Raw genomic sequence first — 21848 nt, 5'->3', positions numbered from 1 at the left:
GATATGGAGCGCGCGGACACTTTGAAGGCGGTTTCAGAAAACGTTCCCGATCCCGGCATTACGCGATGCGTCGACCTTCTGAGCGCGGCGCACGACGTACTGCTGATTGGTGACGTCGGCGAAGAATTGCTGCACGCTCTCGATCGACGCGGTTGCTCGATTGCGTGCATCCTCACGGGTTCGATGGATGAGGACGAAGCGCGAATTTTTGCGACTCAGGTTACGACGGTTATGCCCGCAGACATTTCGATTCCGCCCGAGTTCCTCGCCGGCAGAGCCGATGCAATCGTTCTTTGCGACCCGTCCGATCGCTTGAGCGATCTCGCGGGCGTGCTGCAGAGCGCGCGCCACATCTTAGGCGAAGACGGCATCGTCGTCGCTGCAGTGGGGTCGCCGCGATTCGATATCTTCACGCGAGCCGGGTACGTGATCGAAGGCGCCGACGAGTTGCATAGCGTCATTGGCTCGCTGCTGGTGCACGCGCGACCCGCTGCGACGTTGAGCTCGCCGAGTGCTGTCGGCGCTGAATCCGTGCAAGGATTGTATCTTGAGTTGGAGCGCGAGCAAGCGGCCCGGCATCAGCTGCTCCACGCGCTGGCAACCGCCGAACGCTCGGCAGCGGAAATCCAACGCAAGGCTTCCGACATCGCAGCTCGGCGTAACGATTACGAGACGCAGTCTCTGGCGCTCGTCGCGGAGCGCGAAGCACGTCTGAGGCTTCACATCGCGTTGCTCCTGTCGCAGCACGTCACCGACGTGGCGCAGCGCGATGCGGCGAATGCGGAAGCGGACTGGTATTCGCTTCTCACTCAGCTCGAGAGCACGCGCGCGGACGCCGACAAGGCTTTCTCGCAAATGCGAGCGATGCTCGAAAACGCGCGCCGCGATCGGGACGTCGCTAAAGCCCGCGTCGATCGCCTTACCACAATCGAAACGTCTTCTAAGGAGCGCGCGGCAGAGCTCCAGCGTAAGATTTCCGACTTGGAGCGCGAGGTCTCCGGCGGAGCTGCATACGTGAAGCAGCTGCTCGGCGAACTCGATGCCATCCGTATTGCCTCGTTGGCCGATAAGGCCGTCATGCAGGCATACGCTGACGACGTTCGGGAACGAAGCGAACGCAGCCTGAACGGACTTCGCTGCGAAATTGCAGCGGCGACCGAACGCGAGCGCCAAACGAGCGAAGGACTCACTCAACGCATTGAGGATTTGCAAGCGGCCCTTCGCGAAGCGGAATCGCGGTTAGGCGCTGAAACTCGCGAGTTACGTGAGCGGGTCGCCTCGGCCGAGGGAGCGCTGGCGGCGCAAACCGACGCCGTCATTGCAACGCTGCAAGCGGAAAGCGCTCAGCTTTCTCAGTTGGTCGATACCGTGCAATCGAGCCGCTTTTGGCGCTTCAAACGGTGGCTGAACCGGTTGCGCGGCAGTTTCCGCTCCTAAAGCGCGGACGTTGACTCAGCTGATCGCTTCGACAAACCCCATTGCTTCGATCGTCATTCTTTCGTATGAGGACGTGGCGCTGTTGCGGGATTGCCTTTCCGCAATCGCGCGATCGACTAAGACTGCATCAACGCCGTACGAAGTTCTCGTGCTCTTCCAACAAATGAGCCAGGATACGGTCGACGCCTTCGTAGCCGAGGTGCGGGGAATTCGTCCGTTGCATGCGCGGCTCAATTTGGGTTTCGGCGGTGGGGCAAACTTCGCGGCGAAGCACGCAAAGGGCAAATACCTCGTCTTCCTCAACGATGATAGCGAAGTGCATCCCGGCTGGCTCGATGCGCTAGTTGCCGCGGCGCAAAGCGACGAGCGCGTAGGCGCGGTTGGTTCCAGAGTTCTCTTCCCCGACGGAACGCTGCAAGAGGCCGGCGGAATCATCTGGTCGGACGGCTCCACGATGCCGTTAGGCCGCGGCGAGCGTCCCGGGTCGCTCGCCTACTCGTACGTTCGCGCCGTCGATTACACGTCGGCAAACGGCATGCTCGTCCGCCGCGACGATTTCGATCGGCTGGGCGGATTCGATATGCGCTACTTTCCGGCGTACTATGAAGATACCGATCTCTGCCTGGCGCTGCGCCATCAGCTCGAGCGCGAAATTGTCTACGAGCCGCGCTCGCTCATCTCGCACCTGGAAGCGGCCAGTTCAAACGATGCCGACTTTCGCGCCTTTCTGTTTCGGCGCAATCAAGCATTCCTCGCCGAGAAGTGGCATGACGTACTGCAAACCTATCCCTCACCGAAGCCGGACTCGCCGAGAGCGATCGAGGCAGCAGTGTCGCGCCGCCGCGGCGCACCACGCGTCTTGGTGATCGACGACCGGCTTCCGGATGCCGGCGCGGGCTCAGGCGGCTTAGGGTCGGGATTCGTGCGCGCAAGTGAGCTGTTCGCGGATCTCAAGAGCTGCGCCGTCTCCGCCTTCGTAACGCACCGTCCGCGGCGCAACACGCTGGCGGAACTCGGTGTCGACGTGATGGACGAGCCGCTCGCAAACCACTTAGCGCATCCGGGCAAAACGTACGACGCCATGGTTATCTCTCGCCCCCACAACTTCCGGTTCTTCTGCGATACCGTCCGTGCGGCGCTGCCGGGGGTCCCGTTGATCTACGACGCCGAGGCGCTCTATCACAAGCGTCTCTGGCTACAGGCGCGGCTTGAATGCAATGACGAGCGCAGAGATCTCATCGAAGCCCGTGCGCGGGACACGGAAGAGCTGGAGCGTCACATTGCCCGAGCGGCCGATCTGCTCGTCACGATTTCCCCGGAGGAACGGGCGTGGCTGGAAAGCGTCGACGGTCATGCGCCCATTAAGTTCATGCCGCCGCTGCTTTCCGGCATCGAAGTTTCGCCCGCAGCGCTCGACGGGCGCGCCGGCGCCGTGTTCGTGGCCGGGTGGCTAGGCGGGACGCAATCGCCGAACGTCGATGCGTTGCGCTGGTACTGCGACGAGGTGCTGCCGCTCGTTCGCGCCGCGCTGCCGCATTTCCGCACGATCGTTACGGGCAAGAGTCCGCCGCCGGCCGTACAAGCGCTGGCAAGCGATGCGCTCGTGCTCACAGGATTTGTCGAGTCGATAGCGCGGATGTACCGTAATGCGCGCGTCGCGATCGTGCCGATGCGGATCGGCGCGGGCGTGAAAAACAAAACGATGGAGGCGCTCCAATCCGGCGTTCCGGTCGTCGCAACCGCGGTCGGCGCCGAGGGCCTCGACCTGCACGACGGTGACGATGCCGACGTTGCCGACGATCCTGCCGCATTCGCGCAGCGTCTCATCGCACTGGCCACCGACGACGCACTGTGGTACCGCCGCCGCCAGGCACTCGAGCGTCGCATGCAGGCGTGGGAAGTTCAACGCGTAACGTGGCGCGATGTGATCGAACGCGCGCTAACCACCCGAGGAGCCGATGCTCGAAGCGCTTCGTAAGGTCTACCGGTTCCGCTGGCTCCTCTATGAGCTCGTCTGGCGCGATCTCGTTCTACGCTATCGCGGCTCGGTGTTGGGCTTCGCCTGGACCCTCCTCAACCCGCTGCTCTTCATGGCCGTGTACACGCTGGTGTTTTCCGTTTATCTCAACTCGGGCGTCCACGCCTATCCTCTCTTTCTTCTGAGCGGTATGATCCCATGGTTATGGGTCTCGAGCGCGATATCGCAAGCGGTAACATCGATTATCGACGGTCGATCCTTCGTCGGAAAGACACTTTTGCCAACGGAGTTGCTGGTTATCGTGCCCGTGCTCTCAAACGGCTTGAATTTTCTCATCACAATTGTGCTGCTGTTCTTCGTCAGTCTGGCGATTGGCATAAACGTCGTCTGGGCACTGGCTTTTTTGCCGTTGCTACTCGTTATTCAGTTGTGCATTACGCTGGGCTTCGCGCTCCTGGCAGCAACGCTCAACGTCTTCTATCGCGATTTCCAGCAGATCGTTACCTACTTGCTCATGGCCTTCGTCTTTCTCACGCCGATTTTTTACGAGCGGGCAAGAGTACCAGTGAACCTTCAGTGGATGGTGAAGTTCAGCCCGATCGCGGCAATGATCTCGGGCTATCAGCACGTCTTCTACTTCGGAACGCCCCCAAGATGGCAAGATCTGCTCTTCGCGGGCGCCTTCGGAGTCGTGCTGCTCCTGGTTGCGCTGTCGTATTTCAACCGCAATCGGGATGCATTCGTAGAATTCGTCTAGAAAAGAAGGCGCCGATGGCTCCCTTTCTTCGCTTGAGTGCTGGGATTTTGGCCCTCGCTCTACTGCTGGGCGTTCAGGCTCCCGCCAACGCCGATAACGAGCTCGCCGCGTCGGCCTCTACCTTCTATATTGTGGCGCCCGGCGGCGACAACAGCATCGCGCCGATGGTTCACTCGCTCGTCGATCGGCTGCAGCAGCTTTTCGACGAGGCGCACGCCGGCACGGTCTGGGTTCTGCCGCGCCTTTCGTGGGCGCCCAACGATCTGGAGGATCAGTGCGAGAACGACCCCGGCAAGGGCAATCCCAATGGCCCGCAAGTGCTCGGCGGCATCATCTTGGAAGGCACCAATACCTACAGTAGTAACGATCCTTTTGTGATATGGAATCACGGCTGGTCGAAAGTCAGCACCAACGCCGAGTTGATATCGTGCGCACCGACCGGTTTTCCCAAGCCGACGATCACGTGGGTCTCCAACGATCTCAAAGGCTACGGATCTCGCAACGGCTTTCCGTTCGAAACGATCGCTGCCGGCGTCGTGGGTGCCAGCATCAAGAACTCCGATTCGAAAGCGCTCTTCTTGGGCACCGCGATCGGCGGCGAGTCGGGCGCATCGACGATCCCGCCGGTGAACGACGCATTGACCACTCACGACGCCTCCGAGCGCATTGCCAACGATCTCGTTGCGAAACTGAACACCGCGTGCGGCCAAACCAATCCCGGCATTCACGCGATGTGCGTGAAACTAGGACTGCCGCGGCCGACGCTGCCGAACCCGACAGACTGACCGTGCTCTACTGCGTGATTCCGGCGTACCGCGCGGCCGAGACGGTCGCAGCAGTCGTGGGACAAGCGCTGCAATACGCCGACGCGGTCGTGGTCGTCGACGACGGATGCCCGCAGCACTCCGGCGAGGCGGTGCGGGCCGCTTACGGCGGTAACCCCGCCGTTGTGGTGCTGCAGCGCGAACGCAACGGCGGCGTCGGCGCGGCGATGAAAACCGGCATCGCTTTCTGCATCGAAAATGGGGCCGAAGTAATCGTTAAGCTGGATGCCGACGGTCAGATGGACGCCAAGTTCATTCCGATCATCCGCGACCTCTTCGCAAACGATACGTCGCTCGTGTGCATTAAGGGCAACCGTTTCTTCGACTCGTCGGTGATCTCGCAGATGCCCAAGCGCCGGCTCTTCGGCAACGCCGTGCTGTCGCTGCTCGCGAAGTTCGCATCGGGTTATTGGAACGTCATCGATCCCACCAACGGCTATCTGGCGTTCAACGGTTCGCTACTGGCGCTGCTGCCGTGGCAGAAGTTCGCCGATTCGTACTTTTTCGAGACGTCGGTGCTCTGCGAGCTGGGTTTGCGGAGACTGCCGATCCTCGAGCTCGAGATGCCGACCATCTATACGAACGCGCCGAGCTCACTTTCTATACCGCGCATAATTTGGGATTTTCCGTTCAAGCTGTTGCGGTTGATCCTGCGCCGCGTACTGGTGCAGTACTTCATCTTCGATCTCAATCTCGGATCGCTCTATTTGTTCTTCGGCAGTTTGCTGATGCTCGGTGGTACGGTGTGGGGTGCGTATCAGTGGGCCCTGAGCGAAGCGACGAATCAAGACCGCTCGACCGGCACCGTGATGCTGGCGGTGCTGCCGTTCTTAATGGGCTTTCAGCTCGTGCTCAACGCGCTGATGTACGACGTGCAGTTCGCGCAGAAAACGAGTCACGAGCTACTGGTCAACGTGTACCGACGGTTTCCGTCTTTAACGAAGACGCGGTAGCCCTGCGGGTTCGTCACCGCGATCTGTCGGTAGCCGCCGGCTCGCAGCTGCCGGGCGAGCAAAGCGCCGTAGTTCGCGTCGAGATAATCTTGCGGGCCTAGCACGACGGCGTGCGTTCCGAGGTCGGCGAGAAACTCAACGGCTTCGCCGGCGTCGATCGCCCGGGCCAGCCGGAGATAACTGGCGGGACCGTTGCTGGTACCGATGCTCGAAATGCCTTGGCGCAGCATGTAGTAATCGAAAGCCGTGCCCGAGACGACGAAGACGTTTCCGGCGTAACCGTGCGCGCGCATCCAATCCATCGCCGCTTGTGCGGCCGGATACCCCTCGTCGTTCTCCATCAAAAACGCTTGATCGCCGTGATACGACGGCAAGTGCTTGAGATCGGAGATCACGTCGTTGCGGGTGAACTGGCGCATCACCGGCTCGTTGGCGAGGTTCGGCATCGCCCCCACGACCGCGACGGCCAGCGCGGCCGGGATGAGACGCGGCCACCGGTAGGCCAGCTCGAGCAGCACCATCCCCATGCACACGGCGAGCAGCGGATAGAACAGCAGCGCGTACCGCAAGAGGTACGTGGTTGCCAGGTAATAGCCGATTAAGCCGGTCAGCACGAAGATCGGAATCGCGAACTGCGCCGATACCCGGCGCTTGCGCAATAGCGCTATGAGCCACACCGCGGTCGGAACGTACAAGAATAAGATCACGCCGGACGCGCCGTACTCGCGAAAGTCGTCGCTGGTCGGATCGACGTACGCGCGAACCGGTAACGTGGCGTAGGCCTTGAGCGTGCGCGGCGTTGAGAAGTCCGAGACGATCCCGTCCCACTCCGCCTTCTCCCACACGCCGTCGTGACCGTAGAGAGCGAGATTGAGCACCGGATCGATCGGATCGCCGGTCAAAACGAGATTGCGCACGTACCACGGTGCGGCGACCGCGCAGAGCAGCGCCAGCATCAATGCGATTCGCCCACGCGGCCGGCCGGCCGTTACCGCCGCCCACGCAATCGCGATCGCAAACAGCGGCACTAACAGGAAAAACGACGCCTTCATACCCGCGAGAAAGCCCGCCATCACCGCCGCCGCGTAGAACCAACCCGGACGGCAGTCGCGGATTCCGATCTGAATGGAAAGCACCGCCAGCAGCGCAATCGCGCCGATCTGCACGTCGACGTATCCCAAAACGGAGTAATCCAAAAAGATCGCCGTCGCGATGAGCGAGAAGACGCCCAGCAGGGCGATGATCGCGCGCACCGCTCGATGCACGCTCGGCAGATAATCGTCGATCGCCGCGTATACCGCCAACGCCGCAAGCAAACCCGTCAGCCACGTCAGGTACGTCGAGAACTCGCCGACGCCGTACACCATCCACGTGACGTAGAGCAAGAGAAAGTTGTTCGCGTAAAACGGATACTGCAAGAATGGGTCGGGCTGCAGGCCGCCGGCATTGGCCCACCATTGCGCTTGCGCCAAGTGATAGTAAATCGCATCGGAGTAGACGTTGGCGTCGGGAACCGTCGCGCGCACGCCGATGAGCAGCAGGGCCGCGTAGACCGGCACCATCGGCCAACTCCAGCAATGCGTCAGCGCGCGTAGGCGCGAGTGCCAGAATCCCGCACGCAGCGGAGATGTGCGCCACGCCGCGCAGCCGGCCCCGAAGAGCACCACGAGCATCGCCGTCGTCGCCGGAACGTTGAACCATCCCAGCGAGCCGATAGCGAACATGCCGAGTCCGACGAGCGACAGGCCGAGACCGCACGTGCACGCAACGCGCAGCAAGATGCGCGACGCGTTGCCGAAATCCGCTTCCATATCGCACCACGGAAAGGCCACCGAACCGATCAGAAAGAACAGCAGTAGGCTCACATGGGCGACGGCAAGACCTTGCAAAACGTGCAACAGCGCCTGCATTTTCGCTACATTACCGCCGTCATCGCGGTGTGCCTGCTCGTTTCGTGCGGCCCGCGGAACGATGCGTACAATCCATCACATTTCGTCGTGCACGCGGTCGTCGCGCCGCCTGACGTCGCCGTTCCCGGCGGATGGACCAACACGTCGTTCGACTTCAACGGACTCTACGTCGAGCCGCCGCAGGTGTTGACGTGCTGCTGGATAGCAGCGCAAGCAACGCTGTACGTGCGCAAGCACGGCCCCGCAGACAAGCTCGTCGCCGGTTTTTGGGTTCCGAATTTGGCACCGTTCAGCGAGGGTCAGCGCGTGCGAATTGCGTTGCCCGGCGATGCTAAGCGCGCTTGGTACGATCTCGATGCAAATGGGCCGACTGCGGTTACCATTTCGCTTCCGCCGGCCTTGCGCGGCGCGACCGGACTGATTCCGGTCAACATCACGAGCGCGACAGCGTACGTTCCAAAAGAAAACGCGGCGCCGCCGTCGTTGGTCGATCGAGTGCTCGTCTTTCTCGGCTTGCGAGTGGCGCAGCACGGCTCCGACGCTCGCCGGCTCGGCGTGATCTTGCGCTATCTCTACTTCGATTCGAAAAACGGTCCGCGCGCAAAGGCGGCGGCAATCCCGCCGGCCGCCTTGCAAGCGCCGTTCTTTCCACTCGGCGTGCTGCCGCCGGCGAACTGGCAGCAGCAACAGCGAGACGGTGTGTGGTCGGCCGATACGCGCGCATCGTGTTGCTTCCTTGCTAAGCGAGCCGGCGTTCGTCTGGCCAATCCAGCCGGCACGCAAATGGTCGCGTTCGACGTCTACGTTCCGTCGAACGGACCGCTAACCATTAAGCCTGTCACGTTGTCGTGCGCGTTCGATGGCGTCACGGCCGGACCGCCGGTACGCTTACAGTTGGGACTGCAGACGATTACCTTTGTCGTGCCGCCCGCGTTACGGAATACACCGCACCTGACCGCCACGCTCGTGTCATCGGTGACGTGGGTTCCTGCACAACTGGGACTCGGCAACGACCGGCGCGAGCTCAGCGTGATGCTCCAGCGAGTCGGCTATATTTAACAAAGCGCGAACGATCTTCGCGGCCCACGGCCCGATTGGTCTCGTTCGCCGTGCCGGCAGATGGGTCGCGCGCAACGCCCGCGAACGCACGGCGTCCGCCCGACGTAAGCGCGCGCTGCGACGCGCATGGCGGCTCCCAAAGAAGCCCGTTCCCGTTCGCTTTGCCGGCGCTGCCGGAATACCGGTGGTTTCCGTTATCGTTCCGGCGTTTAACCGCTGGCACTATACGAACGCCGCACTGCGCGCATTGGCGGCTTCGCGCGACCCGGCGATTGAAATGGAAGTCATCGTCGTCGACGACGGATCGACCGATCCTACCGCCGAGCTTCTCGCGGCGTGCGACGGCGTACGCACGATCCGCCTCGACCGCAACGGCGGTTTCGTTGCCGCGAGCAACGCGGGCGCCGCCGCCGCACGCGGCAGGTACCTGCACTTTCTCAACAACGACGCGATCGTAACGCCCGGCTGGCTTGCGCCGCTCGTCGAGACGCTCGAACTCAATGCGAGCGTTGCGGCCGCCGTGTCGCAATTGCGTTACGCCGACGGCACGCTCGCCGAAGCGGGCGGCGTAATCTGGCGCGACGGACGCGGTTCGAACTACGGCCGCGGCGATTCGCCCGGCGATTGGCGGTATGCCAGCGCCCGTGACGTCGACTATGGATCGGCGGCAAGTCTAATGGTGCGCGCAACGGCTTTCGCGCAAGCCGGCGGTTTCGCGCCGGAGTTCGCGCCCGCGTTTTATGAAGATGCCGATCTTTGCTTCAGGCTGCGCGAGCGCGGCGGCCGCGTCGTCTATCAGCCGCGTTCGGTCGTCTATCACGCCGAAGGCATCAGCTACGGCAGTAACGCGCGTCCCGACGCGCGCGCGCTGCAAGAGCGCAATCGCAGCGTCTTCGTCGAAAAGTGGGCGCAGCGCTTGAGCGAACACGTCGAGCCCGATCCCGCGGTCATCGATCGTGCGGCCCGCCGGCTAGGCGGCACGCGTACGATGCTCGTCGTCGACGAACACGTGCCGTTCACCGATCGTGACGCCGGCTCGCGCCGCATCTTCGCGCTGGTCGAACTGATGGGCGCGCGCGGCTGGAACGTCATCTTCGGCAGCATCGACCGCGCCGCGTACGAGCCATATACCGATGCGCTGCGCGAGCGCGGCGTCGATGTCATCACTGGATTCGGTGCTGCCGCGTTCGACCAACTCGAACGCGACGGCATCGCGATCGATGGCGCATGGCTCTGCCGGCCCGAGCCGGCGGAACGTCTGCTCGACGCGCTGCGTGACGTTCCGGTTATTTTCGATACCGTTGACGTTCACTACGTGCGGCTCGAGCGCGAAGAGCGCCTGCGGGGAAAGAAGACCGGCTGGCAAGCCGTGCGCGAGCGCGAGTTGAAGATTGCGCGCCGCGCCGCCGTTACTGTGACGACGACGACGAACGATCGCGACGCGCTCTCGGAAGCCGGCGTTCGTAACGTCAGCGTCGTGCCGGTCATCGAATCAATTCCGCCGCGCGCACCGGACGGCTGGGAGTCGCGCGACGGTATCGTGTTCTTAGGCAACTACGCGCACGCACCGAACGTCGACGCAGCGCAGTGGCTCTGCTCCGAGGTCGTGCCGCTGCTGCGTCAACGCGTTCCCGGCATCACGGTGACGATCGCCGGCGCCGATCCAACGCGTGCGGTTCGCGCGCTCGCGCGGCGCGACGTTGCGGTCACCGGCTACGTCGCCGATCCCGCCGCCCTACTCGATCGCGCGCGGGTGTTCGTCGCGCCGCTGCGCTTCGGTGCGGGGATGAAAGGGAAGGTCGTGTACGCACTCGCGCACGGCATTCCCGTCGTGGCGACGCCGATTGCCGCCGAAGGTATTTTCGCGCCCGGCGAATGGGAGGCGATCGCAAACGCGCCCGCCGAGCTTGCCGCACTGATCGCGCGCGCCCACGACGATCGCGCGCTCTGGGAATCGCTCGCGCTACGCGGACGCGAGATCGCGCAACGCTTCTCACCCGAAGCCGTAGGAACGGCGTTAGACGACGTGCTGGCGTTACTGCGGCACTAACGACCGTACGCGGTCGAAGATATCCAGGAGGCGCGGGCGTACCCATTCGGGCGTGAAGGGCTCGAGGGTTTGCGCCGACGCACGCGAGTATCGCTGCCAACGTTCGGCGTCACCATAAAGCGCGACGACGGCCTGTGCGAACGCTTCGGGGTTCGCGGCGACGATCGTTGCGTTCTCTCCGTCGCGCAGGTTGAGCCCTTCGGCGCCCACCGGCGTCGTGACGACCGGCAGCGCGTACTCGAGCGCCTGACCGATCTTGCCTTTCATCCCCGCACCGAAGCGCAACGGCGCGACGAAGACGCGGCTCTGCAGAAAATACGGCGCGACGTCGCGCACGTAGCCGGCGACGCTCACCCGATCGGCGGCTAGCGCCTCAACTTCGCGCGGCGCGTTGCTGCCGAGCAAGGTCAATCGAACGTTCGGGAGCGAGCGCCATACGATCGGCATCACGTCGTGGCAGAGCCAGCGAACCCCGTCGACGTTGGGCGGATGGTTGTAGTTGCCGATGAACAGCAACCCCGACGACGCGTCGAACGCGCGCTCGTCGCCGACGCGCGGCTCGTGAATCGTCGGCACCACGAACACCTCGCGCGCGCCGAGATCGTGGAGCACGCTTTGCTCCTCGGGCGTCACCGCGATCGTGGCGTCGGCGCGGCGCGCGGCCGACGCTTCCTGACGCTGCAGCTCTTCCCACTGCCGGTCGGTCTCGCCGTGCACCTCGGCTTTGCGCCTCTTGCGCACGTGACTCAAGTCGACGGTGTCGTAAATGATCCGGAGGTTGGCGTTGCGGCGCAGCAGCGGTTCGTACTTATCGTAAAGCTCCGTGCGGCTGATCCACGCGACGTCGATATACGGCAGCACGTGCTCCAACGACTCTTGCGGCGTACGGCCGCCGTCGAAATGATGCAGCACCTCGACGCCGAGCTGCTGCAGCTCGCTCGTGTACGGCTGCAGCGGCGCGTAGTTGTCCGGCAAGAACACGACGCCGTAGCCGGCCTGCCGCAGCATCGTGACGACGTGCAGCAATCGCAGCGATCCGGCTTCCTTATCGTAAAGCGGTACGTAGGAATCGACGACCAGCACGCGCGGGCCTTTGCTGTGGCGGCGCATCGCCGCGGGAACGTTCGCGCGCGCGTTTTCGAAATGATCGTCGAGCTCGGCTTTCCACTTTTCGTAAAACTTGGGCCGGTTGATTTCTTGAAAGCGTTTTGCGCCAGACGATGCATCGGTCGAGCTGCCGCCGTCTTCGTGTACCAGCACCGAGCGCGGTTGATAGACGACGCGGTAGCCCAGCGCGCGCGCACCGAAGCAGAGATCGGCGTCTTCGTAGTACGCGGGACGCAGCGCTTCCGAAAATCCGTTCAAGCGCCGGAACAGGTCGATGCGCACGATCAGCGACGCGCCCGACACGTAATCCACGTCGCGCACGAACCCGTAGCGCGGATCGTCGGCGTGTTCGTTGCGCCCGACGTTCCAGCCGGTCGCGTCGCGCCATAGGATGCCGCCCGCCTCTTGCAGCCGCCCGTCGGGAAAGAGGAGCTTCGAACCGGCGATGCCGACCGACGCGTCGTGTTCGAGCGTCATGACGAGATAGTCGAGCCAGCCGTCGCGCACGATCGTGTCGTTGTTGACGAAGCAAACGTATTTGCCGCGCGCGAGCGCCGCGCCGCGATTGCACGCGCGCACGAAGCCTTCGTTCTTCGCGCTGCGCACGTACTCGACGCCGTCTAAACGGGTAGCCACCGCGCTCGTTTGGTCGGTCGAGCCGTCGTCGACGAGCACGAACTGCACGTCGAGCGATTCGAACCACGAATCGGCGATCGATTGCAGGCAGCGCACCGTGAGGTCGCGGCGATCGTAAAACGGAATGACCACGGTGACCAGCGGCGACTCCGACATCGCGCGCGCGGCGACGCGCTCGTTCCACGACGAAATCAGGGCCGTCTCTTCTTCCGAAAGCGCGGCCGTCGGCGCGACGTCCTTGCGTTTGCCGTTGCCGCGCTGCGCCCGTCGACCACCGGTCAGGCTCGGCTCGAGGCCGGCCGACCACGCCGCGTAGACGTCTGAGGGGCTCGAAACGCCGAAGAGCTGCTTGATCGAAAACCACAACATGCGCAGTGCGTGAAAGCGGCTGCGCATGATGACCTCGTAATCGGCACGCACGCTCTCCAGGCGCGTACGCTCGTCGCGCACGCGTGCTTCAAGCTCGCGATAGCGACCGTTCTCGTTCATCTGCTTTTGCTGTTATCGGCGTTTCCCGGCGGGACCTGGCACGCTGGGGTACCGAGCCGCACTGGTGGGAATCTCACTGATTGTCAGCGAACGTGTATTCGTATGCGCTTGTCGACCTGGGCTAAAAAGCATGGCGTCCACTATCAGACGGCCTGGAGGTGGATCCGGGACGGAACGATGCCGGTTCCGTGGACCCAGCTTCCCACCGGCACTATCCTAGTCCACCCGCCGGAGGTTCACAGCGGCGGCGTTGCGCTCTACGCGCGTGTTTCCAGTGCCGATCAGAAATCCGATCTCGAACGGCAACTCGGACGACTTGCCCAATACGCGACGCGCGAACGGCTTTACGTTGTAAAAACCGTCGGCGAGGTCGGCTCGGGCCTGAATGGACATCGCCCCAAACTCATGCGGTTATTGGGCGATCCATTCGTCCAAACGATTGTTGTGGAACATCGCGACAGGCTCGCCCGCTTCGGATCGGAGTATTTGGAAGCGGCACTGCTGGCCGCAGGTCGTACGCTCGTCGTCATAGATCGGGCAGAGATGCGCGACGATCTCGTGCAGGATATGATCGACGTTCTCACAGGCTTTTGTGCGCGCCTGTACGGTCGGCGCTCGGCTGGTCGGCGCGCACGAAACGCCGTTAAGGCTATCGAAGCTCCATGATCGTCGCGCACCGCATCCGACTCGATCCCACGCCGGAACAATCGGCGTATTTTACGCGCGCCTGCGGCGTCGCACGGTTCGCATACAACTGGGCGCTGGCCGAATGGAGGCAGCGCTACGATGCCGGTGAGAAGCCTTCCGAGATCGCGCTACGCAGGATGCTCAACGCAATCAAGCACGAGCGCTTTCCTTGGATGCGCGAGGTAACCAAGAACGCGCCGCAACAGGCCGTCAAGAACCTGGGACGCGCGTTTTCGAACTTCTTCGACGACCTAGGGAAGTACCGTCGCGGCGAGCTTGCTTGGAAGCGCGTGCGGGTACCAAAATTCAAGAAAAAGGGCCGGAACGAGCGCTTTCGAGCCGACAACGGTCCGGATAAGAACCACCCGAACGCGGTGCAGATCGATGGCAAACGCGTGAAGCTCCCGGTCGTCGGCTGGGTGGCGATGCGCGAAGAAGTCCGCTTCGCCGGTCGCGTTCTCTCGGTAGTGATCTCCCGTGAGGCCGATATCTGGTACGCGAGTTTCTCCATTGACGTTGCGTACCAGGTCGACGCCCGCTCCGATACGCGTGTCGTCGGCGTCGACCTAGGCATTACGGCGCTAGCGACGCTCAGTGACGGCTCTCCAAAGATTCCCGCACCCAAACCACTTCGGAGGTATCTCAATAAGCTTAAACGACTCTCGCGTGCCGTGACGCGCAAACAACGCGGTTCGCGCAACCGTGCCAAAGCAAAAACCAAGCTGGCACGATTGCATCGGCGAATCGCTGCCATCCGGGCCGATGCACTCCACAAACTCACGACGCACCTCACGCGCTTTGCGACCATAGTCATCGAGGATCTCAATGTCAGCGGCATGCTCGCGAATCGACATCTCTCGCGCTCGATTGCCGACGTCGGCTTTTTCGAGTTTCGGCGGCAGTTGGAGTACAAAGCGGCGATGGCCGGGTCGACGGTTGTGGTGGTAGATCGGTGGTTTCCGTCATCGAAGCGCTGCTCGACCTCGCGATGCGGCTGGATCAACGAGTCGCTCGCGCTGGCAGAGCGTCAATGGACGTGCGACCAGTGCGGCGTTACTCACGACCGCGATGAGAACGCGGCCAAGAACTTGGAATACGCCGGGAGTTCCCCGGTGTCAGCCCACCGAGCCGTAGGCGCTGGCGACGGTCAACAGATCGTCGTGAAACCGGCGGCGTAGAAGTGGGAAGGGGTTTTAGAGGCGATGAGACATTCGCTGATAAAATCGAGAACGGTACCGAAGGAGCGGGCAGTGTCTTTTGTCAGCGACAATGCCGTCGAGGTCGTCGGCGTCTCGAAGCGCTACCGCTTCCCTTCGGTGGGAAAGCAAGCAACGCTTAAAGACGTCGTCGTTCGGCGCGTCCTCCACGAGGGACGCTACGGCGTGGTGGACGCGCTCGACGACGTGACGTTCACGGTTCCCCGCGGCCAGACGCTCGGCATCATCGGCGTCAACGGTTCGGGCAAATCGACCCTCTTGCGGATCCTGGCCGGCATCAGCAAGCCCGATCGCGGCGAGGTGCGCCTGCGCGGCACGGTCGCGCCGCTGCTCGCCCTGGGCGCCGGGTTCAATCCCTATTTCACCGGCCGCGAAAACGCACTCATCGAGCTTTTGAGCTTAGGGCTCAGCCGAGCGCAAGCTTTCGGCGAGCTCGACGCCGTCATCAACTTCTCGGAGCTGGGCGATTTCATCGACGCGCCGATGCGCACGTACTCCTCAGGCATGACCATGCGGCTGGCCTTTGCTGCCGCCATTCGGGTCGACCCCGACATTCTGCTCATCGACGAAGTGCTGTCGGTCGGCGACGAACGGTTCGCCGCAAAATGCTCCGCGTGGCTCGACGGCTTTCGCGCGCGCGGCAAAACCGCGATATTGGTGACTCACAGCACCGGCGACGTGTTGGCGCAATGCGAGCTCGCGCTCTGGCTGCGCGACGGACGCGTCGCGGCGTACGGCGACAAGGTCGACGTCGTGCGCGCCTACGTCGAAGCGACGCGCGGCAAACCCGTCGCCGACACGCTGCCCGTTCGCGCCGAGAGCGTCGAGCAAGCCTCGGCGATCGCCGAACGATACCGCCGGCGCATCATCGGCATGCTTCCGCTGCTGCGTCTCCCGATCGTTGGATTCGTGCGACAGTCCGGCACGATCAAAGGCGGATACGAAGACGGCTGGACCGACGGCGCGCTCGAGTTTTCCATCGAGCCGATGCGCGACGTGCGCGCGTGGAGCGTGCGCGTAACGGTGCCGCCGGGAACGACCAAAGGCAACGTCGCGGTGGAAGTCGACGGCGCGCGGGTCGCCGCTGCCGAGGCGACGCCCGGCGAGATGCTGCTGCGCTGCAACGCGCCGCTGCGCCGCGACCGGCCGGCGCGCGTGCGCATCGTCTCCGAAACGGTGAACCAATCGGCGCTGGGCATCGGCAGCGACGAACGCGACATCGGCGCGCGCATCGACGAGATTCTCTTCGAGCACGAGCCGGCGGAGAAGCGCTCTTGACGCTCGTCGCGACCATCGTCATCTGCGTGATTATCGCGGGGCTAGGCATCCGTTTTCAACTGCGCTACTCCGCGCGGGCGGTCACGCAGGGGCCGGCACTGCTGACGATGCTCGGCATCGCGGGAACGTTTCTCGGCATCGCGATCGGACTGTATTACTTCAACGCCAACGACGTGCAGGGCAGCATTCCGGGCTTGCTCGAGGGCATTCGCACGTCGGTCTGGGCGTCGTTTACCGGCATCTTTTTTGCGATTCTCATCAAGCTGCGCTACGCGTTTTCACCCGAAGAAAGCGACGCGACCGGCGACAAGTCCGACGTCGAAGTGCTCGTCGAACGCCTCGAAGCGATTCGCAAGGCGATCGCCGCCGACAGCGATCTTACGGTGACGTCGGAAATCAAGCTCATGCGTTCCGAGCTGGCATATAAAATCGAAGCCTTGCAGCGCTCGGTCGCCGAACTGGCCGAACGAGAAGCCCGGACGCCGTGAGCCGCCTCGGCCTGCGCCTGCACGCCGACGAAGAACATTGGATTCCGCTCAGCGATCTAATGACCGGCTTGATGTTTCTGTTCTTGCTGATCGCGCTCGCGTACATGGTCGCCGTCGAGCATCAGAAGAATCAGCCCAAGAACGTGGCGCTGCAGTACGCGCAGACGCGTGCGGCGCTCGGCGGCGAAATCGACAAAACGTTTGCGACCGACTTCGCGCGCTGGGGCGCGCAGTTCGACCCGAATACGCTGACCGTTCGCTTCACCAATAAGCAAGCGCTGTTCGCCACCGGAAGCGCCGAGCTGCAGCCGCGCTTCAAGGCCATCCTCGACCGGTTCTTTCCGCGCTACTTGAGCGTGCTGACGCAGCCGAAGTATCGCGACCTCATCTCCGAAGTGCGCATCGAAGGCTACACGTCGTCGCTGTGGAAGCCCGGCGCGTCGCTCGATCAGAGCTACATCGGCAACATGCAGCTGTCGCAAGATCGCACGCGGTCAGTGCTCGCCTACGTAATGGGATTGCCCGCGACGCAGCCGCACAAGGATTGGCTGATGGACGTGCTCACGGCCAACGGCCTTTCGTTCTCGCATTTGATCCGCAACCCCGATGGTTCCGAAGACGCGGCCGCGTCGCAGCGCGTCGAGTTTCGCGTCCGCACGAACGCAAGCGCCCCGATCGGCCAAATCCTGGCGGCGCAAAATCTCGCTCCCACCGTTGCGGCAACGCCGTCGCTGCCGTATCCCGCGTGGTCGGCGGCGATGATCGGTACGTCGCTGCGCACGCTCTATCCGAACGTCACGACGAACTGTTTGGGCTATCTCGACGGCGTTGCGGCAAAGTATGCCGGCGGACGCGGCGCGCAGCTGCATGGCTGGGGGTACGATACCGCCGCGAACGCGCCGGTCGAGCGCGTGCTCTTCGCCGACGACCGCGGCATCGTGCGCGGCGCCGCCGACGGCGGCGGTCAGCGTTTTGACGTCCCCCAAACGCTGCCGCAGGTGCGCTCGGAAACGACCGGCTGGCAAGGCTACGTGAGCGTGACGTCGCGACCGGTTCAAGCCTGGGGCATCATGCGCGCGCCCGCAACCGTCTGCCGGTTCCCGCCGGCGTCGGAATCGGGCGGTGAAAGCATGTGACCGCGCGGCGCTCGCTCTTTCTCTTCGCGCATCAAGACGACGAATACGGCGCCGCGCCGTGGATTCTCGACGAGCTCGAAAGCGGTGCCGAGGTTGCGTGTCTCTATCTCACCGACGGCGGATCGCGCGTCGCGCCGGCGGTTCGCGATGCGGAGAGCGCAAAGGTGTTGCTTTCGCTGGGCGTCGCCGCCGACGGCATCGTCTTTCTGGAAAACGCGGGCGCGCGTATCGCCGACGGAGCGCTCGCCGCGCGCTGTCTCGACGGCCTGGCGATGGTCTCGGACTGGATCGAACGCAACGCCCGGCGGCCCTCGCGCATCTACAGCCCGTCGTACGAAGGCGGTCATCCCGATCACGACGCCGCGCATCTCATCGCCGCCGCGATCGCGCGGCAGTTCGGAGCGATCGAGAACGCGTGGCACTTCGCGCTCTATAACGGTTATCGGTGCCGCAAGCCGTTCTTCAGCGTGCTGCGCCAGCTGCCGGCGAGCGGGCCGGCGCGCGGTGCGGGCCTTTCCGCCGATCGGCGCGTTCGGCTCGCGCTCCTGTGCTATCGCTATCCTTCGCAGCGCAAAACGTGGCTCGGGCTGTTTCCCGGCGCGTTCGTCGAACGCGCGCTGCTGGCGCGGGAATCGGTCGTGCGTTTCGATCTCGCGCGCTTGAACGCGCGCCCGCACGACGGCGAGCTGCTCTACGAACGGCTCTTCGGAAAAACGTACGCCGCGTTCGCGGGCGACGTTGCGGAGTTAGTTGCCTTGCTCGGCCGGTAACGCGCGTTGCGCGGCGAGGCTGCGCGCGTCGGGCAGCGTTTGCGTGCGTACCGGCAGCGCTCGACGCACCGCGGGCTTCATCGCCGCAAAGGCCAGCAGCGACGGCGAGACCGCAAAGCGGCCGAACACGATGCCGGCAGCTAAGATCAGCGCCGCCACGACGGCCGCAGCGCGCCTGACGGCAAGCGAGTTGACCGGCTTGTCGGCAATCGCGGCGACGTAGTGCGCGCGGATCGTCGCGTCGGAGTGTTCCTTCGCGCGTCCGTCGACGCCCGCCACGAAATCGCGCAGCGCGGCGCACACCGCAATCGCGCGCGCGAACTGCAGGCGCACGAGTTTGGGCAGCAGCGAGCGCAGCGCGTAATAACTAAACGCGACCGGCAACGACTTCGGAAAGAACTTCTGCACTAAGCGCAGGATGTTGCGCACCGCGTAATAGTCGTGCGTCGGACTCTTGAAGCCGATCGACCGCGCTTGCTTGTGGCGCACGACGGCGTCGGGCCGGCAGAACAGCCGCCAGCCGTGCCGGCGCATGCGAATGCACCAGTCGGTCTCTTCACGGTACAGAAAATACGACTCGTCCATCAGGCCGACGTCGCGAATCGCTTGCGAGCGTACCAACAGGCACGCGCCGATCAGATGATCGAGCTCGATGCGACGCGTCGCCCGATGACGGCGCCGCTTGCCGCGACCGAGCTGCGTGTCGTGGCACACGATCGGCAGGATGTAACCACCGCCGATCGCTTGCACGACGTTGGGCTCGTCGTAGTTAACCAGCGTGCAGCCGACCATGCCGGCCTTGGGATCGTCCTGCGCGATCTCGAGCATCGACTGTAGCGCGTCGGGCGAAACCACCGCGTCGTTGTTGAGAATCCAGCAATACTCGGCGCGCGTGCGCTCCAGCACGTACCGCAATCCCACGTTGTTGCCGGCCGCGAACCCGCGGTTCTCGCCGTTGGCAATGAAGATCAAATTCGCGCCGTGATACGGCGAAGCAAGCGCTTGCGAAGACGAATCGAACGATTCGTACCCGATGCCGTTATCGGCGGCCCACTGCTTGAGAAAGCCAAGCGAGCCGTCGACCGATCCGTTATCGCACACGACGATGTGCGACGGACGCGACGTCGACGCCAGTAAGCCTTCCAGGCATTCAATCGTGTCGCGCCAACCGTTCCAATTCAAAACGACGGCAGCGACGTTAACAACGCCCGTTCGCGGGACTACGCTAAGCACATGACCCCTTCCAAAGACGTCCAGGGAGCGACCTGGGGGTACCCTACATTCATCGTCACTTAGGGGAGCCCCGCTAAGGGCGGTTAACCGCCCGCTTGCCCCATCCGGATGAACGCTAGCGAGCGCCAGGAAGTTCCTTCCGAAGCTGCCGGCGTCAAGCGTCCTTGACGCTCCGTAGGGCCCCTGGCTATACTTAGGGGCTGTCTGCCGGCGACGTCGATTCGCACGGCCGCTCTCCCAATACCGGAAGGAACCTCGTCAATGAAGCGGACGTACCAACCGCACAACCGCCGCCGTAAGCGTGTCCATGGCTTCCTCGAGCGCATGTCGACGAAGAATGGGCGTAAAGTCCTGGCTCGCCGCCGCAAGAAGGGGCGCCATCGCCTCTCGGTCTGATGCGTCATTTTGCCAGCCTGCGCCGCCAAGCCGACTTCGTTCGCTTGCGGCGACGCGGCCGGCGCGCGTCGAGTCCTATCCTTACTATCTACCGCAGTGACGTCTTCCCGGGCGATCCCGGATCGCTCGTGGGCATCACCGTGACCAAGTCGATCGGAAAAGCCGTGGTCCGTAATAAAGTGCGACGCCGCCTCGCCGCGATCGTGGACGATGCGCTCGCCGGGCAGCCGCCGATGCGGTTGCTCGTGATCCCGCAGCCCGCCGCAGCGCAGGCCGGCTTCGCCGCGCTGCAAACCGCGATGACGGCGCTGCTCGGACGCGTTCGCTAAGCGTGCGCTTCGTTTTGATCGCGCTGCTGCGCGTCTACCGGACGATCGTTTCGCCGCTGCTGCCGCCGGCTTGCCGCTATTATCCATCGTGTTCGAACTACGCGATCGACGCGATCGCGCGATTCGGCGCGCTGCGCGGAACCGTAATGGCCTTGTGCCGGTTGGCACGCTGTCATCCCTGGCATCCCGGCGGCGTCGATTTTGTCCCCGGAACTGAAAGGTAATCTTGCATCTTCTAATCGCCGCGAATTGGTTTTTCGATCCGATCGTCAACACCATTTGGACGGTCGTGTCGGCGATCGACGTACCGCTGAAAAACTACGGCTGGAGCATGATCGTGCTCGCAGCCCTGATTCGTCTGGTCTTTTGGCCGCTCAACACCGCGCAGTTCAAAGCGATGTTGAACATGCAGAAGATCGCGCCGATGATCAAACGGCTGCAGGCGAAGTATAAAGACGACGCGCAGCGCCTGCAGCAAGAGACGATGGCGCTCTACAAGGAGCACAAGGTCAACCCGCTGGCCGGCTGCTGGCCGATGGCCGTGCAGTATCCGGTGATCGTCAGCGTCTACTGGGTCGTCCTCAATCACAAAAACGTTTTCGAGAATCAAACGTGGGGCTGGATCGGCAGCGGGATTTCGCAAGCCTTTGCCACCTTGACGCTTTTCGGACAGCCCGTGGTCGCGCAAAGCCTCGCGCACGCCGACCTGGTTCTGGTCGTGCTCTACGCCCTCTCGATGTACTTGAGCGTTCGCTACGTCAGCATGCCGGCGACCGATCCGCAGCAAGCGCAGACGCAGCGAATCATGGCCGTCGTTTCGCCGGTGATGCTCGGCTTTTTCGGCTGGAAGTATCAATGGCCGTCGGCGATGGTGCTCTACTGGTTCGCCTACAACATGTTCCTGATGGGGCAGCAGTTCTATCTGCTGCGTAGATACCATCAGCCGCTCGCGATGATCGATAGCGAGCACGTCATCACTTCGGACGCCGGCAACGGCAACGGCGCGAAAGCGCTGCCGGTCAGCGCCCAGCCCGCCAGCAACGGCGCTCCCAAAAGCGGGAACTCCAGCTCGCGGCGCAGGCGAAAAAAGAATAAGAAAGGCGCTTAAAACAAG

20 protein-coding genes are annotated in these 21848 nt (G+C 63.3%); 17 read left to right on the top strand and 3 right to left on the bottom strand.

Annotated elements, in window-relative coordinates; translation table 11 throughout:
* Positions 1 to 3 precede the first annotated feature (3 nt).
* Genes VGG89_11375 through VGG89_11355 form a run of 5 tightly spaced genes read left to right on the top strand, consistent with a single transcriptional unit; the run spans position 4 to position 5949 of the window.
* Entirely contained in the window at positions 4 to 1437 is a 1434-nt protein-coding gene (locus VGG89_11375; GenBank protein ID HEY1977142.1) for a hypothetical protein, read from the top strand.
* A gap of 10 nt (positions 1438 to 1447) precedes the next feature.
* Positions 1448 to 3415, top strand: coding sequence for a glycosyltransferase (locus tag VGG89_11370; GenBank protein HEY1977141.1), 1968 nt, complete (start codon positions 1448 to 1450; stop codon positions 3413 to 3415).
* The gene (locus tag VGG89_11365; GenBank protein HEY1977140.1) at positions 3396 to 4172 is read left to right on the top strand and encodes an ABC transporter permease; all 777 of its coding nucleotides are present in this window, start codon (positions 3396 to 3398) and stop codon (positions 4170 to 4172) included. The genes VGG89_11370 and VGG89_11365 overlap by 20 nt, the downstream gene beginning before the upstream one ends.
* Before the next feature lie 14 nt (positions 4173 to 4186).
* Positions 4187 to 4957, top strand: a complete 771-nt coding sequence (locus tag VGG89_11360; GenBank protein HEY1977139.1) for a hypothetical protein — start codon at positions 4187 to 4189, stop codon at positions 4955 to 4957.
* Positions 4906 to 5949, top strand: coding sequence for a glycosyltransferase family 2 protein (locus VGG89_11355; GenBank protein HEY1977138.1), 1044 nt, complete (start codon positions 4906 to 4908; stop codon positions 5947 to 5949). Before VGG89_11360 ends, VGG89_11355 begins: the two co-directional genes overlap by 52 nt.
* Here VGG89_11355 and VGG89_11350 read toward each other — a convergent pair.
* A complete protein-coding gene (locus VGG89_11350) occupies positions 5892 to 7859 on the bottom strand; it encodes a hypothetical protein (GenBank protein HEY1977137.1) in 1968 nt (655 codons plus the stop codon). The genes VGG89_11355 and VGG89_11350 overlap by 58 nt on opposite strands.
* Between VGG89_11350 and VGG89_11345 the strand changes: the two genes are divergently transcribed.
* On the top strand, positions 7815 to 8918 hold the full coding sequence (locus VGG89_11345; GenBank protein HEY1977136.1) for a hypothetical protein: 1104 nt from the start codon (positions 7815 to 7817) through the stop codon (positions 8916 to 8918). The two genes, VGG89_11350 and VGG89_11345, sit on opposite strands and share 45 nt — an antisense overlap.
* A gap of 184 nt (positions 8919 to 9102) precedes the next feature.
* On the top strand, positions 9103 to 10968 hold the full coding sequence (locus tag VGG89_11340; protein HEY1977135.1) for a glycosyltransferase: 1866 nt from the start codon (positions 9103 to 9105) through the stop codon (positions 10966 to 10968).
* On the opposite strand, the gene VGG89_11335 is transcribed toward VGG89_11340, so the two are convergent.
* Entirely contained in the window at positions 10954 to 13200 is a 2247-nt protein-coding gene (locus VGG89_11335; protein ID HEY1977134.1) for a glycosyltransferase, read from the bottom strand. The genes VGG89_11340 and VGG89_11335 overlap by 15 nt on opposite strands.
* Positions 13201 to 13302: 102 nt before the next feature.
* Here VGG89_11335 and VGG89_11330 point away from each other — a divergent pair, with 102 nt between their 5' ends.
* The 6 genes from VGG89_11330 (at position 13303) to VGG89_11305 (ending at position 18776) form a co-directional block, all read left to right on the top strand.
* Positions 13303 to 13866: an IS607 family transposase gene (locus VGG89_11330; GenBank protein ID HEY1977133.1), complete on the top strand. Its 564-nt coding sequence runs from the start codon at positions 13303 to 13305 to the stop codon at positions 13864 to 13866.
* Entirely contained in the window at positions 13863 to 15065 is a 1203-nt protein-coding gene (locus VGG89_11325) for an RNA-guided endonuclease TnpB family protein (protein HEY1977132.1), read from the top strand. Before VGG89_11330 ends, VGG89_11325 begins: the two co-directional genes overlap by 4 nt.
* A 72-nt stretch (positions 15066 to 15137) precedes the next feature.
* Complete coding sequence (locus VGG89_11320) at positions 15138 to 16382, top strand: ABC transporter ATP-binding protein (GenBank protein ID HEY1977131.1); 1245 nt, start codon at positions 15138 to 15140, stop codon at positions 16380 to 16382.
* Entirely contained in the window at positions 16379 to 16870 is a 492-nt protein-coding gene (locus VGG89_11315; GenBank protein ID HEY1977130.1) for a hypothetical protein, read from the top strand. Before VGG89_11320 ends, VGG89_11315 begins: the two co-directional genes overlap by 4 nt.
* Entirely contained in the window at positions 16867 to 18006 is a 1140-nt protein-coding gene (locus VGG89_11310; GenBank protein ID HEY1977129.1) for an OmpA family protein, read from the top strand. The genes VGG89_11315 and VGG89_11310 overlap by 4 nt, the downstream gene beginning before the upstream one ends.
* A complete protein-coding gene (locus tag VGG89_11305) occupies positions 18003 to 18776 on the top strand; it encodes a PIG-L family deacetylase (protein HEY1977128.1) in 774 nt (257 codons plus the stop codon). Before VGG89_11310 ends, VGG89_11305 begins: the two co-directional genes overlap by 4 nt.
* Here the strand turns inward: VGG89_11305 and VGG89_11300 are convergent.
* Entirely contained in the window at positions 18753 to 20009 is a 1257-nt protein-coding gene (locus VGG89_11300; protein ID HEY1977127.1) for a glycosyltransferase family 2 protein, read from the bottom strand. The two genes, VGG89_11305 and VGG89_11300, sit on opposite strands and share 24 nt — an antisense overlap.
* A gap of 261 nt (positions 20010 to 20270) precedes the next feature.
* Here VGG89_11300 and rpmH point away from each other — a divergent pair, with 261 nt between their 5' ends.
* The 4 genes from rpmH to VGG89_11280 are packed head-to-tail and all read left to right on the top strand — an operon-like array spanning position 20271 to position 21842.
* Positions 20271 to 20405, top strand: coding sequence for a 50S ribosomal protein L34 (rpmH, locus tag VGG89_11295; protein HEY1977126.1), 135 nt, complete (start codon positions 20271 to 20273; stop codon positions 20403 to 20405).
* The gene (rnpA, locus tag VGG89_11290) at positions 20405 to 20734 is read left to right on the top strand and encodes a ribonuclease P protein component (GenBank protein HEY1977125.1); all 330 of its coding nucleotides are present in this window, start codon (positions 20405 to 20407) and stop codon (positions 20732 to 20734) included. Before rpmH ends, rnpA begins: the two co-directional genes overlap by 1 nt.
* Before the next feature lie 2 nt (positions 20735 to 20736).
* Positions 20737 to 20958, top strand: a complete 222-nt coding sequence (gene yidD / locus VGG89_11285; protein ID HEY1977124.1) for a membrane protein insertion efficiency factor YidD — start codon at positions 20737 to 20739, stop codon at positions 20956 to 20958.
* Between the two features lie 2 nt (positions 20959 to 20960).
* Positions 20961 to 21842, top strand: a complete 882-nt coding sequence (locus tag VGG89_11280; protein HEY1977123.1) for a YidC/Oxa1 family membrane protein insertase — start codon at positions 20961 to 20963, stop codon at positions 21840 to 21842.
* The last annotated feature ends 6 nt before the right edge of the window (positions 21843 to 21848 follow it).

It is taken from the genome of Candidatus Baltobacteraceae bacterium (assembly GCA_036488875.1).
GTDB lineage: Bacteria > Vulcanimicrobiota > Vulcanimicrobiia > Vulcanimicrobiales > Vulcanimicrobiaceae > JAFAHZ01.
The sequence above is the reverse complement of the archived record's forward strand: the minus strand, read 5'-3'. Positions and strand labels throughout refer to the sequence as shown.